Source organism: Mycetocola tolaasinivorans, assembly GCF_003667565.1.
GTDB lineage: Bacteria > Actinomycetota > Actinomycetes > Actinomycetales > Microbacteriaceae > Mycetocola > Mycetocola tolaasinivorans.
The window spans coordinates 21,414-34,477 of record NZ_RCUX01000009.1 but is presented as its reverse complement, the minus strand read 5'-3'; the positions used below and the strand labels follow the sequence as shown (position 1 = coordinate 34,477).

The 13,064-nt window shown below is 66.9% G+C and carries 12 protein-coding genes; 4 read left to right on the top strand and 8 right to left on the bottom strand.

Going from position 1 to position 13,064, the window contains the following annotated elements:
* Positions 1–51: 51 nt before the first annotated feature.
* The 3 genes from D9V32_RS11855 to D9V32_RS11845 all read right to left on the bottom strand — a co-directional run bounded on the left by D9V32_RS11855 (position 52) and on the right by D9V32_RS11845 (position 3,407).
* Positions 52–1,086 (bottom strand): GNAT family N-acetyltransferase, encoded by a 1,035-nt coding sequence (locus tag D9V32_RS11855; protein ID WP_121649126.1) that lies wholly within the window; start codon positions 1,084–1,086, stop codon positions 52–54.
* Between the two features lie 33 nt (positions 1,087–1,119).
* Positions 1,120–2,532 carry an MFS transporter gene (locus tag D9V32_RS11850; protein WP_121649125.1) on the bottom strand — a complete coding sequence of 471 codons (1,413 nt, stop codon included), beginning with the start codon at positions 2,530–2,532 and terminating at the stop codon, positions 1,120–1,122.
* Positions 2,533–2,621: 89 nt separating this feature from the next.
* Complete coding sequence (locus D9V32_RS11845) at positions 2,622–3,407, bottom strand: HpcH/HpaI aldolase family protein (protein ID WP_121649124.1); 786 nt, start codon at positions 3,405–3,407, stop codon at positions 2,622–2,624.
* 82 nt (positions 3,408–3,489) lie between these two features.
* Here D9V32_RS11845 and D9V32_RS11840 point away from each other — a divergent pair, with 82 nt between their 5' ends.
* The gene (locus D9V32_RS11840; RefSeq protein WP_121649123.1) at positions 3,490–4,233 is read left to right on the top strand and encodes a FadR/GntR family transcriptional regulator; all 744 of its coding nucleotides are present in this window, start codon (positions 3,490–3,492) and stop codon (positions 4,231–4,233) included.
* A 48-nt stretch (positions 4,234–4,281) separates the two neighbouring features.
* Here D9V32_RS11840 and D9V32_RS11835 read toward each other — a convergent pair whose 3' ends face one another.
* From D9V32_RS11835 to D9V32_RS11815, 5 genes are all read right to left on the bottom strand, one after another.
* Positions 4,282–5,169 carry an NAD(P)-dependent oxidoreductase gene (locus tag D9V32_RS11835; protein WP_121649122.1) on the bottom strand — a complete coding sequence of 296 codons (888 nt, stop codon included), beginning with the start codon at positions 5,167–5,169 and terminating at the stop codon, positions 4,282–4,284.
* Complete coding sequence (locus tag D9V32_RS11830; RefSeq protein WP_121649121.1) at positions 5,166–5,540, bottom strand: NIPSNAP family protein; 375 nt, start codon at positions 5,538–5,540, stop codon at positions 5,166–5,168. The genes D9V32_RS11835 and D9V32_RS11830 overlap by 4 nt, the downstream gene beginning before the upstream one ends.
* A gap of 99 nt (positions 5,541–5,639) precedes the next feature.
* Entirely contained in the window at positions 5,640–6,305 is a 666-nt protein-coding gene (locus D9V32_RS11825; protein WP_121649120.1) for a YoaK family protein, read from the bottom strand.
* Between the two features lie 164 nt (positions 6,306–6,469).
* Positions 6,470–8,293: a gamma-glutamyltransferase family protein gene (locus tag D9V32_RS11820; RefSeq protein ID WP_121649119.1), complete on the bottom strand. Its 1,824-nt coding sequence runs from the start codon at positions 8,291–8,293 to the stop codon at positions 6,470–6,472.
* A 24-nt stretch (positions 8,294–8,317) separates the two neighbouring features.
* Positions 8,318–9,532 carry an ROK family transcriptional regulator gene (locus D9V32_RS11815; RefSeq protein ID WP_121649118.1) on the bottom strand — a complete coding sequence of 405 codons (1,215 nt, stop codon included), beginning with the start codon at positions 9,530–9,532 and terminating at the stop codon, positions 8,318–8,320.
* A gap of 162 nt (positions 9,533–9,694) precedes the next feature.
* Here D9V32_RS11815 and D9V32_RS11810 point away from each other — a divergent pair, with 162 nt between their 5' ends.
* From D9V32_RS11810 to D9V32_RS11800, 3 genes are all read left to right on the top strand, one after another.
* The gene (locus D9V32_RS11810) at positions 9,695–11,002 is read left to right on the top strand and encodes an ABC transporter substrate-binding protein (protein ID WP_121649117.1); all 1,308 of its coding nucleotides are present in this window, start codon (positions 9,695–9,697) and stop codon (positions 11,000–11,002) included.
* Positions 11,003–11,090: 88 nt separating this feature from the next.
* Positions 11,091–12,137 carry a carbohydrate ABC transporter permease gene (locus D9V32_RS11805; RefSeq protein WP_121649116.1) on the top strand — a complete coding sequence of 349 codons (1,047 nt, stop codon included), beginning with the start codon at positions 11,091–11,093 and terminating at the stop codon, positions 12,135–12,137.
* Positions 12,134–13,051: a carbohydrate ABC transporter permease gene (locus D9V32_RS11800; RefSeq protein ID WP_121649115.1), complete on the top strand. Its 918-nt coding sequence runs from the start codon at positions 12,134–12,136 to the stop codon at positions 13,049–13,051. Before D9V32_RS11805 ends, D9V32_RS11800 begins: the two co-directional genes overlap by 4 nt.
* Positions 13,052–13,064 lie beyond the last annotated feature (13 nt).

Sequence of the window (13,064 nt, the reverse complement as noted above, 5' to 3'; positions counted from 1 at the left end):
GCAAAAACGAGCCTCACCCGTTTGGGTGAGGCTCGTTTTTTGCTTTCCTCTTTAGAATTCGCGGACGAGGGAGACGGAGCGCGCCTCGGGCGCGAAGCCCACGGATTCGTAGAGGCGCAGGGCCCCGGTGGGGCTCTCCGAGTCGACGTCCAGTGCGGCGCGTTCGAGCCCCTCGGCCTTCAGATTGCGCAGCACCTGGGCGAGGAGTGACTTTGCGAGGCCCTTTCCTCGCCAGTCGCGCCGGGTGGCCACCAGATCGATGTAGCCGAAGCGGTAGCCGGCGGCCTCCCACTGGGCGGGATCCACCGAGACGATGACGAGGGCCGCCACCTCGTTATCCGAGGTGACCGCGAGTGCGGAGAGGTCGCCGCGCAGGGTCGAGACGGACCCATACTTCTTCCAGTCTTCCTCGTTCGTGGGCTGGGAGCCCCAGTGGTCGCGGAAGGAGTCGTTGAATGCCTGCCGGGTGGCCTCGGAGAGTTCTTCGGTCAGGGGTTCGAGGCGAACGTCGGCGTGGAGCGGAAGCTCGGGGATGGCGTCGGAGAGATCGCGGGTGAGCTCCATCCACCAGCGCCGTTCGACATAGCCGCGGGTGGTGAGGAAGCCGCGCGGGCTCTCGGCGTGCTCGGCGGCACCGGTGGAGATCCAGCCGGGAACGGCGAGGTCGGAGGCGGCGAGGTGCTGGGCGGCACGCGCCTCCTGCCAGTCGAGCAGGGCGGTGCCGAGGCCCCTGCCGCGATACTCGGGGTGGACCGCACCCGGAACGTGGACCTTGACCACGCTGCGGGCCTCGGGTTCGGCGTGGGCGGTGCCGTAGGCGATCACGGTGCCGTCGGTGGTTTCGGCGAGCAGGGAGTCGGCTGCTGGATCAAAGCCCGAGGCCGCGAAGTCGACGGTCAGGGCCTCGATGGTGGTGACGTGGCGCGGGTCGTCCACCGCCTCGACGGCGCGATCCAGGGTGAGAATCGCCGGAAGGTCAGCCGCGGTGGCTGGACGCCAGGTGACGCCCTCCGTGCCGGTGGGCACGGGGAGCTGGGTGGGCGCGGTAACGCGCTGGTTCAACGGGAGCATGCTTTCCGTAGTCATGCCCCAATTGTTTCATTCGGGGGACGGCATCCGCTAGGGGACGGGATTGTGCGCGTCGTAGCGCCAGAACGTGCGCTGGGTTTTGACGAGCACGTAGACCAGCGCGATGATGACCACGCCGCCCACGAGCGGCGGCGCCCAGGCGAGCAGCAGCGAGGCCATGATGCCCGAGTAGAGGTCGCCGAGGCGCGGGCCGCCGGTGACCACCACGGTGAACAGGCCCTGCAGGCGCCCGCGCACGCCATCCGGTACGGCGGTCTGGAGCAGGGTGCTGCGGAAGATGGCGGAGACGTTATCGGCGGCACCCGAACCCGCCAGGGCGATGGCGGCGAAGATCACCCCGGGCAGGTAGGCGTCGCTGAAGAGCTCGCCGACGTGGGCGTTGCCCGTCCAGACGGTGACCGCGAGCACCACACCAAACAGGGCGATGCACGCGCCGTAGGCGGCGACGGCCCAGGCGATCGCACGGCCCTGATAGCGCACGCGGCCGAGCGGTCCCGAGAACACGCTGGAGATCAGGGTGCCGACGGCCGCGGCCGCGGTGAGCACACCCACGGTGATGGGGCCGCCGCCGAGCACAAACAGACCGATGGCCGGGAAAATCACGCGCGGCTGGCCGAAGGTCATCGCGATGATGTCGATCACAAACGAGGCGCGCACGTTCGGTGCGGTGCGCAGGAACCTCCAACCGTCCACCAGACTGGTGAGGCCGGGGAGGCGCTTGGACGCGCCATCCGGGACGATGGCGGGCAGCGAGGCGATGCCCCAGAACGCGGCCACGAACAGCACCAGGTCGAGCGTGTACGTCCACGGGATACCCACGGTGGCCACGAGCACACCGGCGAGCATCGGACCCACCGTGACGGCGGCACCCATCGAGATGCCGCCGAGCGCGCTGGCGGCGGGCAGCAGGCGAGCCGGCAGGATGCGCGGCAGAATCGCGGCACGTGAGGTGCCCACCACCGTGGAGGATACCGCGTTGAGCGTCGTCAGCACGTAGAGGGGCCAGACGGTGGTCGAGCCGGTCCAGGCCAGGATCGCGATGACCGCGGTGGAGGCCCAGGTGACCGAGGCCGCCGCCAGGGCGAGCTTGCGGCGGTCCACCGCGTCGGCGAGCATGCCGCCGTAGAGCCCAAAGATGATCATCGGGACGAGAGCGACCACGCCCACCAGCGCCACCGCGAAGGTGTCGTGGGTGAGGTCAAAGATGTGGAGGCCCACGGCCACGATGGTGAGCTGGCCACCCATCGCGGTGATCGCCCCGCCCGCCCACAGCCGGGCAAACGCCGGGCTGAAGCGCAGCGGCTCAAGGTCAACGAAGATGCCGCGGTGCGTGCGCGGGGCGTCTTCGTGCGGGTCTTCGGGGGAGCCGGGGGTAGTGGGCAGCGGATCCGCACCGTTCTCGGTGGGCAGGGGAATGGGAGAGGTCTGTGGATCCGCGGGCATGGAGTAAGCCTAGTCCTCGGTGCCGACACCCGGCGGCGTGGCGGATGTCGGTGCCAGCGGCCCGACATCCACCACGCTCCGGACCGGGTTTAGAACCAGCGGTGTCCGATGGGCGTCTTGCCCAGGGCGGTTGCGATATCGCGAATCTCGCGAATCATCAGGCCCACGTCTGATCCGAGCGACACCATACCGAAGCCCTCCTGGCTCCGCGAGAGAACCTCGGCGGTGCTGCGCGCAACGATCCCGGTGCGCAGGCTGGCGGCGGCCGCACGATCCTTGAGGTTGATGTTGAGCTCGGCGATGCCGGGCCCCTCCCACTCGCCCACAAAGCCGTAGCTGGCGGACATGTCGCCGGGCCCGAGGAACAGTGCCTCGAGGCCATCGACCGCGATAATCTCATCGAAATTTTCGGCGGCCTCCTTAGTCTCGATCATGGGAATGAGGAGCAGGTCATCATTCGCGGAACTAACGTACTGTTCGAGTGCGAGGCCCCAGGTGACGCTGCGCTCGCCACCGATACCTCGGCGGCCCTTCGGCGGGTAAAACATGTTCTGCTGTGCGGCGTGCACCTCGTCCGCGGTTTCCACGAGCGGGAGAATAATCCCGTGAGCCCCGAGGTCGATGACGCGCTTGGTGGGTTCAAGATCGTGTGTGGGCGGGCGCACGATGACCGAGAGGTTCGATCCACGCGCGGCGGTGAGGTGGGCGTTGATGTGCTGGAGGGAGAGGTACCCGTGCTCCATATCGATGCAGATCCAATCGAGTCCGAGTTCCACGGCGATCTCGGTGATTGCGGTGCTCTCGGAGGTAACCCAGAGCCCGTAGGCGGTTTCGTTGGCGGCGAGCTTGGCGCGCAGCGCGGCGTTCATGGTCATGGTGTTTCCTTTCGCGGCCGCAAAGGGCGACCGGTTGATGTTTCTGGTTTTGTGGGTGTCTCGGCGCTAAGCTGGGCGGATCATGACTATCGAAGACGCCACGATCTCCACCTCGACCCTGGGCCTCGCGCCCCGAGCTCGCGAGAGCTCGGTATCCGTCCTGGTCTCTCAGCTCGCCTCGCGGTTCCTCTCCGGGGAGGTCGTCCCCGGAGGAAAGCTTCCTCCGGAACGAGCGCTCGCCGAGGCCCTGGGTGTGGGACGTTCGGCGGTGCGGGAGGCGCTCAAGGCCCTGGATCTGCTGGGGCTGATCGAGATCCGTCAGGGCGATGGAACCTACCTGCGTTCGAGTGCCTCTTCGCTGCTTCCCCAGGTCGTCGAGTGGGGGCTGATGCTCGGGTCCACCCAGACCGATGAGCTGGTCGAGGCCCGGTATCACCTCGAGATCACGCTGGCCGGGTTGGCCGCCGAGCGTGCGAGTGCCGAGGAAATCGCGGAGATTACCCGCTGGTTCCAGGCGATGGGCGAGGCCGATGATGTGGCCGACTTTGCCCGGGCCGATATTGAATTTCATCTCGCGGTGGCCGCCGCCGCACATAACGGCGTGCTGGCCGGGGTGCTGAGCAATGTGAAGTCACTTCTCGAGGTGTGGGTGGTGCGGGCGATTCGTCAGTCGGGGGAGCGTGCAAGCACCCTCGACCAGCACGCCGCCGTGCTTCAGGCCATCACCGCGGGGGACGCGGCGGCTGCGGCGGCCGCGATGACCGCTCACATGCACGCGGCCACCGCATCGCTGCGTGAGTCGCTCGCGGCATCCGGCACCGAGTAGTGCGCGGATTCCGGTGGAGCCCGCGGTCGGTGAGCGCCGGCCGCGGCCCTATCGGGGAAGGATGCGCACCAGGGTTGAGTCGTCGTGTGACTCGAGCCCGGCCGCTACCCCCGCCACATACTGGCCGTGGGCGGCCAGGGCTACCGGTGTGGCAAGCCCCAGTTCCTCGGCCGCGCGGGTGACGATTCCCAGATCCTTGACGAAGATGTCCACGCGGGAGAGCACCTCGGGCTCCGCACCCTCGAGAGCCTCCAGGATTCGGGGCCCCCGGTTGCTCAGCATGAACGAGGCCGCGGCACCCGCCTCCAGGCTGCGCAGCGATTCAGCGGGATCAAGCCCGAGCGACCGTGCCAGGGTGAGTGCCTCCGCGGCGGCGGCAATGTGGACCCCGCACAGGAGCTGATTGACGGTTTTCTGCGCCTGTCCGTCGCCCGGGTTCGGGCCCACCACGCTTACGGTGGAGGCGAGTGCCGCAAGAATGCTCGTGGAAGCCTCGCGAGCGGCATCGCTGCCGCCCACGATCAGCAGCAGGTCGCCCTCGCGTGCTCGTGCCGCCCCACCGGAGATCGGTGCGTCCAGCAGCTCGATGTCGAGGCGTGCCAGCTGTGCGGCGACCTCGCGCACCGGTTCGATCCCCACGGTGGAGGTGAGGATTACCACGGAGCCGGGCCGCAGCACCTCGGCAATGCCGCCGGCACCAAACAGCACCTCGGTGAGCTGGGGAACGTCGCGCACGGCGAGGATGACGGCATCGGCTTCGGCGCTGGCCGCGCGGGCCGAACCAAAGGTCTGAATGCCGCTGGCTCGGGCGAGTTCGAGTCGAGGTTCGGCGATATCGAAACCGAGCACCTCGTGGCCGCGTTCGGCGAGACGCTGAGCCATCGGCAGGCCCATGGCGCCAAGGCCGAGAACCGCCACCCGGGTTGCGGCGCTCATCGCGCTGCCTCCGTGTAATCGAAGGTGAGCCCGAGGTCGCTCTGCTGGGGCATGGTGCGGATGGGGGAGAAGCTTGTGGGGTACATGATCTTGTTTTCCCAGCTCGCGATCATGGGGCGGACGATGCGGATGCACTCCTGCCAGCGGGGGTCTGCGGCGAGTGCGGCACGACGCTCGCGGCGATCCTCGAGGTCGACGTACGCCCACTGGTGGGTGAGTTCGTTCTGGGTGCCAAACTCGGTGACGAAGTATCCGAGGAATCCGCCGAGAATCGGTTCGGCGGCGGGGAGGCCGATTTCCGAGTAGGGCGTCAGGAAGTCGTTTGTGGGCACTCCCGGGTGGAGTACGTAGGTTCGTTGTTCAATCAGCATCGGGGTTCACTCCTCTGTGAATCAGTCTGATGGGGGTGTTTGCCGGTCACCTGGGGCCAGCCTACGGGGAGAATTGACATAAGGTCAACCGGTCGACCTTTAATTTTTTGTGAGGTGACCACACAGCGCCACGGTAATCGTAATGACCGCCGAGAGCGCGAGTCCCCAGGCCGCCCCCTGGTGCACACACCAGGCACCGACGAGCGCGCCGAGGCCGATGAGACCCACCGCGATCAGTCGGCGAGCCCACGGCTGGTCCTGCTGCGTGGCGAATCGGAGATCTGCCGCGAGTCCGGTCAGCGTGGACGTCACCACGACGGTGGTCACATCCTTCACCGCGAGCCTGCGGGCGGCGGACGCCTGGATGCCCATGGCCAGGCCGAGAGCCCCGGTCACCGCGTACAGTAGCACCGAATCCCGGGTCCCGGAAGCGATGACGCCCCCGGATGCCGCGAGGATGCCACCGACGGTGAGAAACAGCGCGGTCTTGCGATGATTCCAGCCGGCCCGAGACCCGCGCAGCACGCTGCCGCCGATCAGGGCCCCCACAAAGAACGTCACCAGGGCGATCGCCGGGCCGAGCACGGGCAGGTCATCCGCCCCCACCAGCGCCATACCGAGAATTACCACGTTTCCGGTCATATTGCCGGTGAATACGCGGTCGAGGCCAAGATAGCCCACCGCATCGATGATGCCCGTGGAAAACGTGAGCGCGAGCATGAGCACGAGGTGCAGGCGCTCGCGCGGGGGAGAGATTGCGTTCATAGCTGCTTTCTGTTGGAGGTGCCGAGGCACCAAAATGGGTCACCGGTCACCGGTCACCGGTCATCGGACACCGGACACCGGACACCGGGATGAGCCCGGGTGCCGAGAGGATCCCGGTCCGTCTTTTGGGGGTGGGGACGTGCGGGTGTGTGCGGCGTCAGTGCCTATCGGCCGACCGCGTACCCCTGGTTGCCACGCGGGTTTGCGCCGGCCTTGAGCCAGCCGTCCTCGCGTGCCACGGCACTCAGTCTGCCCTCGGACCAGGGATCGCCCACGGTCACCTCGTGGCCGAGCTCGCGCAGGCGTGCAATGACCTCCGCGGGAAAGCGATCCTCCAGGACGAGCCCGGCCGGGACGCTGTCACGTGGATAAAAGGAGCTGGGCATGTGGGTGGAGTGGAACGCCGGAGCATCGATTGCGGACTGAATGTTGTGCTCACCGTGGATGAGGTTCAGGAGCAGCTGGAGCGCCCACTGATCCTGCCCGTCTCCACCGGGGGTCCCAAACGCGAGCCAGGGCTTTCCCTCGCGCAGCGCAAACGCGGGGGAGAGCGTGGTACGTGGGCGCGCGCCGGGACGCAGAGTATTGGGCAGGCCGGGCGTGAGCCAAAACATCTGTGCGCGGGTGCCGAGGCAGAACCCCAGCCCGGGAATCGTGGGGGAAGACTGCAGCCAGCCCCCGCTCGGGGTGGCCGAGATCATCATCCCGTTGGCATCAACCACGTCGAGGTGGCAGGTATCGCCACGAGATTCCCCCGAGGGCTGCGTGACGGGATCCGTGCCGCGCGCCAGTGTGGGTTCGCCGATGCCGGCGGCCACGTGGGTGGGGGCAACAACCGTGGCCGTGCGCGGGATGCGCCCTCCCGGGGAACCGGGTCGTTGCTCGCGATCGGCTACGGGTCCGATGAGCGTCGCTCGCTGAGCCGTGTACGCCGGGTCAAGGAGTTCCTGGAGTGGGAGGGGGTCGGTATCGCCGTACCAGGCCTCACGGTCGGCAAAGGCGAGCTTTCCCGCCTCCACGATGAGGTGGATCCACTCCGCCGATCCCGGAGCCACGGCATCAATTCCGAGGTGTTCCAGGAGCGCGAGCTGCTGCAGCATGACCGGCCCCTGGCCCCAGAGACCGGTCTTGAACACCTCGACCGAACCGTAGGTGAGTCTGCTCGGTGCCTCGATGGGCGCCCGCCACTGTGCCAAATCCTCGGCGGTGAGGAGGCCGGAGTGCGCGCTGCCGGAACTGTCGTGGACCGGCCCGGACCGGATGAACGCATCGATCGCGTCGGCGACAAAGCCGCGGTACCACGCATCGCGCGCGGCCTCGAGCTGGACATCACGATCCTCGCCGGCAGCCTCCGAGATGTCGAGGATGCGGCGGTACGTTGCGGCAATTTCGGGGCTCAGGATGCGGGTTCCGGCGACGGGAACCTGGTCCGGGCCTGCCTCGCCATTGACCGGTGGGGTCAGCCAGCGCGCCGCGGAGGTGGGCCAGTGTTCCCGGAACATCGGGGCGACGGTGGCCAGGGCGTTCGCCGCGGCGGGCAGAAGGGGATGGCCATGCTCGGCATAGTGCAGGGCGGGCTCGAGAACCGCGCGCAGGGGGAGGGTGCCGTGGTCGCGCAGGAGCGTAATCCAGGCGTCGAATGCGCCGGGCACCACCGCGGGGAGGAGCCCGGTCCCGGGGATGAGGTCCAACCCGAGGGCGGCAAAATGCTCGGGGGTTGCGGCCGCCGGAGCCACACCCTGACCGCAGATTACCCGGGTCTGTGCGTCCCCATCCTGCCGCGGATCATGGACGATGATGGGGGCGTCGCCGCCCGGGCCATTCAGGTGCGGCTCAACGATCTGTAGCACGAATCCGCCGGCAACCGCAGCATCGGCCGCATTGCCGCCCGCCTCCAGGATCGCCATTGCACTTGCGGAGGCCAGCCAGTGGGTGGAGGCGACCATGCCAACCGAGCCAACCAGCTCGGGGCGCGTGGTGAATGTCATCTGTTTCTCCGATTCAGATTCGGTCTAGGCGCGGGCGCCGAGGTAACCCTGGATTGCGGTCACCGCGGCGCCGCGGGCCCACATGTACGGTTTCGTGCGGTGCAGTGTCAGATCGACCGGTGCGGCGAGGTCGGCCCGCAGGGCGCTGATCTCGGCGTGGAGCGCGGGTTCGTCGAATTTCGCCAGGTCGATGCCCTCACCGGTCACGATGATGCGCTCGGGGAGGGCGACGTTCGCGATGATCGACAGGAAGCGCCCCAGGGCCTCAACCGAGGCACTGAACACCTCCCGGGAGGTGGGTTCCCCGCCGCGTGCCAGATCGAACCCGGTGGCGAAGTCGGTCGCTTCCCCGCGCCGTTCCTCGAGTGCCGTCTCGATTCCGCCGGTGCTGAGCAGTGCTTTGGCGCATCCTCGATGTCCGCGCGGGCAGCGGGGGCCGGAGGGATCCAGCGGGAGGTGACCGGCGAGGCCGAGCCCCGCATCACGGCCGGTGATAAAGCGATTATTGATGACGAGCCCGAGCCCGATGCCCACGCCCAGGGTCACCACCGCGAACTGATCGAGCCCGCGCCCGCGGCCGAACCAGTGCTCCGCATTGGTGAGCGCGGCCAGATCGTTTTCGACGGTGACGGGGATGCCGAGTGCCGCCTCAACCAGGCCTCCGATGGGCACGTCGCGCCAGCCGAGATAGGGGGCCCAGCTCACCGTTCCGTCCTCATCGATCTGCCCGCCGAGGCACAGCCCAACCCCGCGAATCGGGCGCTCGGGGGTGGTGAGGGCGGCCACGGCGGTGGTAATCGCGGTGACGATCTCAGCGGGGGAGTGCTGCGAGCCGTCCGCACCCTGGGGGAGTCGTACCCGGTGATGACCGATGGTTTCGGCCCGAAAGTCGGTGAGTACGGCCTGCACGTCACTCGCGGTGAGTCGTACGCCGATGAAGTGGTGGTCCTCGGGAGACACGTTGAGCGGGTGGCTGGGGCGTCCGATTCGCGCGGCGGTTTCGGCGGGCTCCTCCACGATGATTCCGCGTTCCAGGAGCGGCGCCGCGAGCCGGGTGATGGTCGCGTTTGAGAGCCCCAGGCGATCGGCGAGCTCGGTGCGGGTGACCGGGCCGCTGAGGAGCACCTCGGTCGCCATCATCCGTGACCAGTCATCATTCGAGACTCGGGCGGCACGGCTGGTCGCGTGGGCGCGTTCGCTGGGAAATCCGCGCAGGGCGGGGGATGCGGGGGTGCTCATGGAGGGCCTCCTCGGGCGTTTTCGGAAAAACGATCAACGTTGATGCTTGACATTCTGTCGCATCCGGACTTATTTTCTCACTGTAAGCAAAAAACTCCCCGGATTCAATCACCCCGCGTCGATTGGTCCGAGGAGCCAGTGAAATTTGTCAAAGGAGACAGAATGCTCAAACGCGGCCTTTCCGCGGTCGCGACCCTCGGGGTCGCGGCGCTCATCCTCACCGGCTGCGCGGCTTCCGCCCCCGCCGCCTCGGGCGGAGACTCAGGAGCCCCCGCCTTCACCGATCGTGGCCCCATCACCCTGGCGATCGGAAAGATCTCCGGTGGTAACGCCGCCCAGACCGCGGTCGACGCCTGGAACAAGGACCACGCGGACGAGCAGGTGACCCTGGTTGAGCTCTCGGCCAAGTCCGATGCCCAGCGTCAGCAGCTCTTTCAGAACGCCCAGACCAAGTCGGATGCCTACACGGTGATGGCTCTTGACGGCACCCTGATCGCTCAGTTTGCCGCGAACCGCTGGATCGAGCAGCTCCCCAAGGACGATCTCGGCCTCGATGATCGTCTGCCCGCAACGGTGAAGACCGTGACCTATCGCGATAACGTCTATGGCGTGCCGCTGAGCACCGACGCCGCGATGCTCTACTACCGCACCGATCTCCTGAAGGCGGCCGGCATTACCGAGGCCCCGAAGACCTTCGCCGAGCTGTCGGCGGCCTGCACGGCCGTCAAGGCTCTGCCCGAGGGCGCGGGAATCAGCTGCTACGCGGGCCAGTTCGACAAGTACGAGGGCCTGACCTGCAACGTCTCCGAGATCATCAACACCGCGGGTGGTTCGCTACTGGATGACAAGGGACGCCCCACCGTGGATACCCCGGAGGCTCGCAAGGGTCTCACCCAGCTGGTGAGCATGTTCAAGGACGGCGAGATTCCCGCCGAGGCCATCACCTACAACGAGGAGGCCGGCCGCCAGGCGTTCCTGGCCGGCAAGCTCCTCTTCCACCGCCAGTGGGCATACCAGTACGTGAGTGCCAGCGCGAGCGATGGATCCAGCCAGGTTGCCGGAAAGTTCGCCGTGGCACCGCTCCCCGGGTTCAGCGCCGACAAGGGTGGCGCGTCGGTACTCGGGGGCAAGAACCTCGTCATCTCCGCGTTTGGAAAGAACAAGGCCACCGCCCTCGACTTCGCGAAGTTCTTCGGCTCCGCCGAAAATCAGGAGGTGTTCCTCGCCGGTGCCGGTGTGGCCCCGACCGTGGCCGCGCTGTACGACGACCCCAAGATGCTCGAAAAGTACCCGTATCTGCCGACGCTCAAGCAGTCGATCCTGACCGCGGTGCCGCGTCCGGCCGTTGCAAACTACGACGACGTTACCGCGGCCATCCAGGACAGCGCCTATGCGGCGCTGTCGGGCACCGAGGGCGTGGATGCCGCGCTCAAGACCATGCAGGGCAAGCTCGAGGGCCTGCTCAAGTAGATCGCGTCGCATACGCGTTCCGATCACATCCGCTTGAAAGAGGCGTGCCGGGGACTCCCCGTCCCCGGCACGCCGGCCAAGGAGAATAATGACCGCCGTAGTTCACGGTAAAACGCGGTCCGCGGGCACCCCTGCCCGGCCGCCCGTCCGACAGTCCTGGCATAACGAGGGTCGCCTCGCCCTGACCCTGCTCGCCCCCGGCGTGCTCGTCATGGTCGTGGTGATCGTCCTGCCGATTCTTGAAACGATCCGTCAGTCGCTGTTTGGGGCCCCAGGCCTCGACCCCGCCACCGGATTCGTCAACGAGACCGAGCCGTTTGTGGCGCTCGCAAACTACACCGATATCTTCAGCAGCACCGGCGAACGCTTCTGGCGTGCGCTCGGCAACACCAGCTTCTTCGCGGTCGCCACGGTTGTCCCCGAAACCATCATCGGTGTTGGAATGGCCCTGATCATGAACCAGGCCCTGCGCGCCCGCGCCCTGGTGCGGGTGGCAATCCTGATTCCGTGGGCCATCCCCACGGCGCTTTCCGGAGTCCTCTGGGGCTGGATCTTCTCCGCAAACGGCGTAGCCAACGCCTTCCTTCCCACCCAGGTGCTCTGGACCTCCGATGGTTTCGCGGCCCAACTCGCGGTCATCATGGCGGACACCTGGAAAACCGCGCCGTTCCTCGCCCTGCTGGTGCTCGCGGGCCTGCAGACCATTCCGGTGGAGGTCTATGAGGCCGCCCGGGTGGATGGTGCCGGGCCGTGGCGTCGCTTTATCGGGGTGACCCTCCCGCTCGTGCGTCCCGCGCTCGTGGTCGCGATCCTGTTCCGCATGCTGGATGCGCTGCGCATGTTCGACCTTCCCTATGTGCTGATCGGTCCACGAAAATCCTCGGTTGAAACGATTTCAATGCTTGCCCAGGATGAGGCTGCCGCGCTGCGCTATGGTTCCGCCGCCGCGTACGCGATCATCCTCTTCCTCTACATCTTCCTGATCGCGTTTGTTTTCGTGCGCATGTTTGGTGCCGACGTGCTGGGAGCGCGTGATCGCGTGGGCCCCACCCGCGCCGAACGCCGTGCGGCCAAGGCCAATGCCCGTTTCATCGCCGCGGCATCCGCAGCCTCGCCGAAGGAGACTCTCCGATGAGCGCCACCCTGACCACCCCCACCACCGAGACCACCAGGCGAAGTAACCAGCGCGCGAGCGCCGTACCTCCGCCCACCAAGCGAAAGCGGAACGGCCGCGAACGCCACACCTATATCTATGTTGGCGTCGCCGTGGTGATCGTGTACTGCCTCGCCCCGGTGTACTGGATGGCCGCCTCGAGCCTGCGCCGCACCTCGGATATCTTCTCGCTCTCCCCGCTGCCGATTCCCGCATCGTTTGAGAGTTTTCTCGCGATCTTTGACCCGTCACAGGGCTTTCTGCGTTCGCTCCTGAACAGCTTCATCATTGCGAGCTCGGTGACGGTGCTCGCCCTGGTGGTGGCCGTGACCGCCGGATACGCCCTGGCCCGGTTGCAGTTCCGGGGTAAGCCCCTGTTCATGATCGCGGTGGTCGCGACCTCGATGTTCCCCACGGTTGCCCTGATTGTGCCGATGCTGAAGATCTTTTCGGCGGTTGGCTGGATCAACACCTATCAGGCGCTGATTCTGCCGAGCCTCTCGTTTGCGCTTCCGCTGGCGATCTGGAATCTCACCACATTCTTCCGCCAGATGCCGAACGACCTTGAGCAGGCCGCCATGGTGGACGGTTGCACTCGGGGACAGGCATTCCGACGGGTGATCCTACCGCTGGCCACCCCGGGTATCTTCACCACCGCGATCATCACGTTTGTGAGCGCGTGGAACGAGTTCCTGATTCCCCTCACCATGACCAACCGGCCCGATGTACAGCCCGCCACGATCGTGATCTCCCGGTTCTCGGGCGTGAGCCAGTTCGATACGCCGTTTGGAAGCCAGATGGCGGCGGCGATGATCGTGACCCTGCCCCTGATCCTCATGGTTCTGCTGTTCCAGCGTCGCATCGTGAGCGGCCTCGCCGCCGGCGCGCTGAAGTAATCCACCTATTTTT

Coding starts and splice junctions, on each gene's coding strand:
- D9V32_RS11820 (WP_121649119.1), bottom strand. CDS start 8,293: ATGACATTCACCACGCGCCCCGAGCTGGTTGGCTCGGTTGGCATGGTC.
- D9V32_RS11830 (WP_121649121.1), bottom strand. CDS start 5,540: ATGCTGATTGAACAACGAACCTACGTACTCCACCCGGGAGTGCCCACA.
- D9V32_RS11840 (WP_121649123.1), top strand. CDS start 3,490: ATGACTATCGAAGACGCCACGATCTCCACCTCGACCCTGGGCCTCGCG.
- D9V32_RS11805 (WP_121649116.1), top strand. CDS start 11,091: ATGACCGCCGTAGTTCACGGTAAAACGCGGTCCGCGGGCACCCCTGCC.
- D9V32_RS11825 (WP_121649120.1), bottom strand. CDS start 6,305: ATGAACGCAATCTCTCCCCCGCGCGAGCGCCTGCACCTCGTGCTCATG.
- D9V32_RS11845 (WP_121649124.1), bottom strand. CDS start 3,407: ATGACCATGAACGCCGCGCTGCGCGCCAAGCTCGCCGCCAACGAAACC.
- D9V32_RS11835 (WP_121649122.1), bottom strand. CDS start 5,169: ATGAGCGCCGCAACCCGGGTGGCGGTTCTCGGCCTTGGCGCCATGGGC.
- D9V32_RS11855 (WP_121649126.1), bottom strand. CDS start 1,086: ATGACTACGGAAAGCATGCTCCCGTTGAACCAGCGCGTTACCGCGCCC.
- D9V32_RS11800 (WP_121649115.1), top strand. CDS start 12,134: ATGAGCGCCACCCTGACCACCCCCACCACCGAGACCACCAGGCGAAGT.
- D9V32_RS11815 (WP_121649118.1), bottom strand. CDS start 9,532: ATGAGCACCCCCGCATCCCCCGCCCTGCGCGGATTTCCCAGCGAACGC.
- D9V32_RS11810 (WP_121649117.1), top strand. CDS start 9,695: ATGCTCAAACGCGGCCTTTCCGCGGTCGCGACCCTCGGGGTCGCGGCG.
- D9V32_RS11850 (WP_121649125.1), bottom strand. CDS start 2,532: ATGCCCGCGGATCCACAGACCTCTCCCATTCCCCTGCCCACCGAGAAC.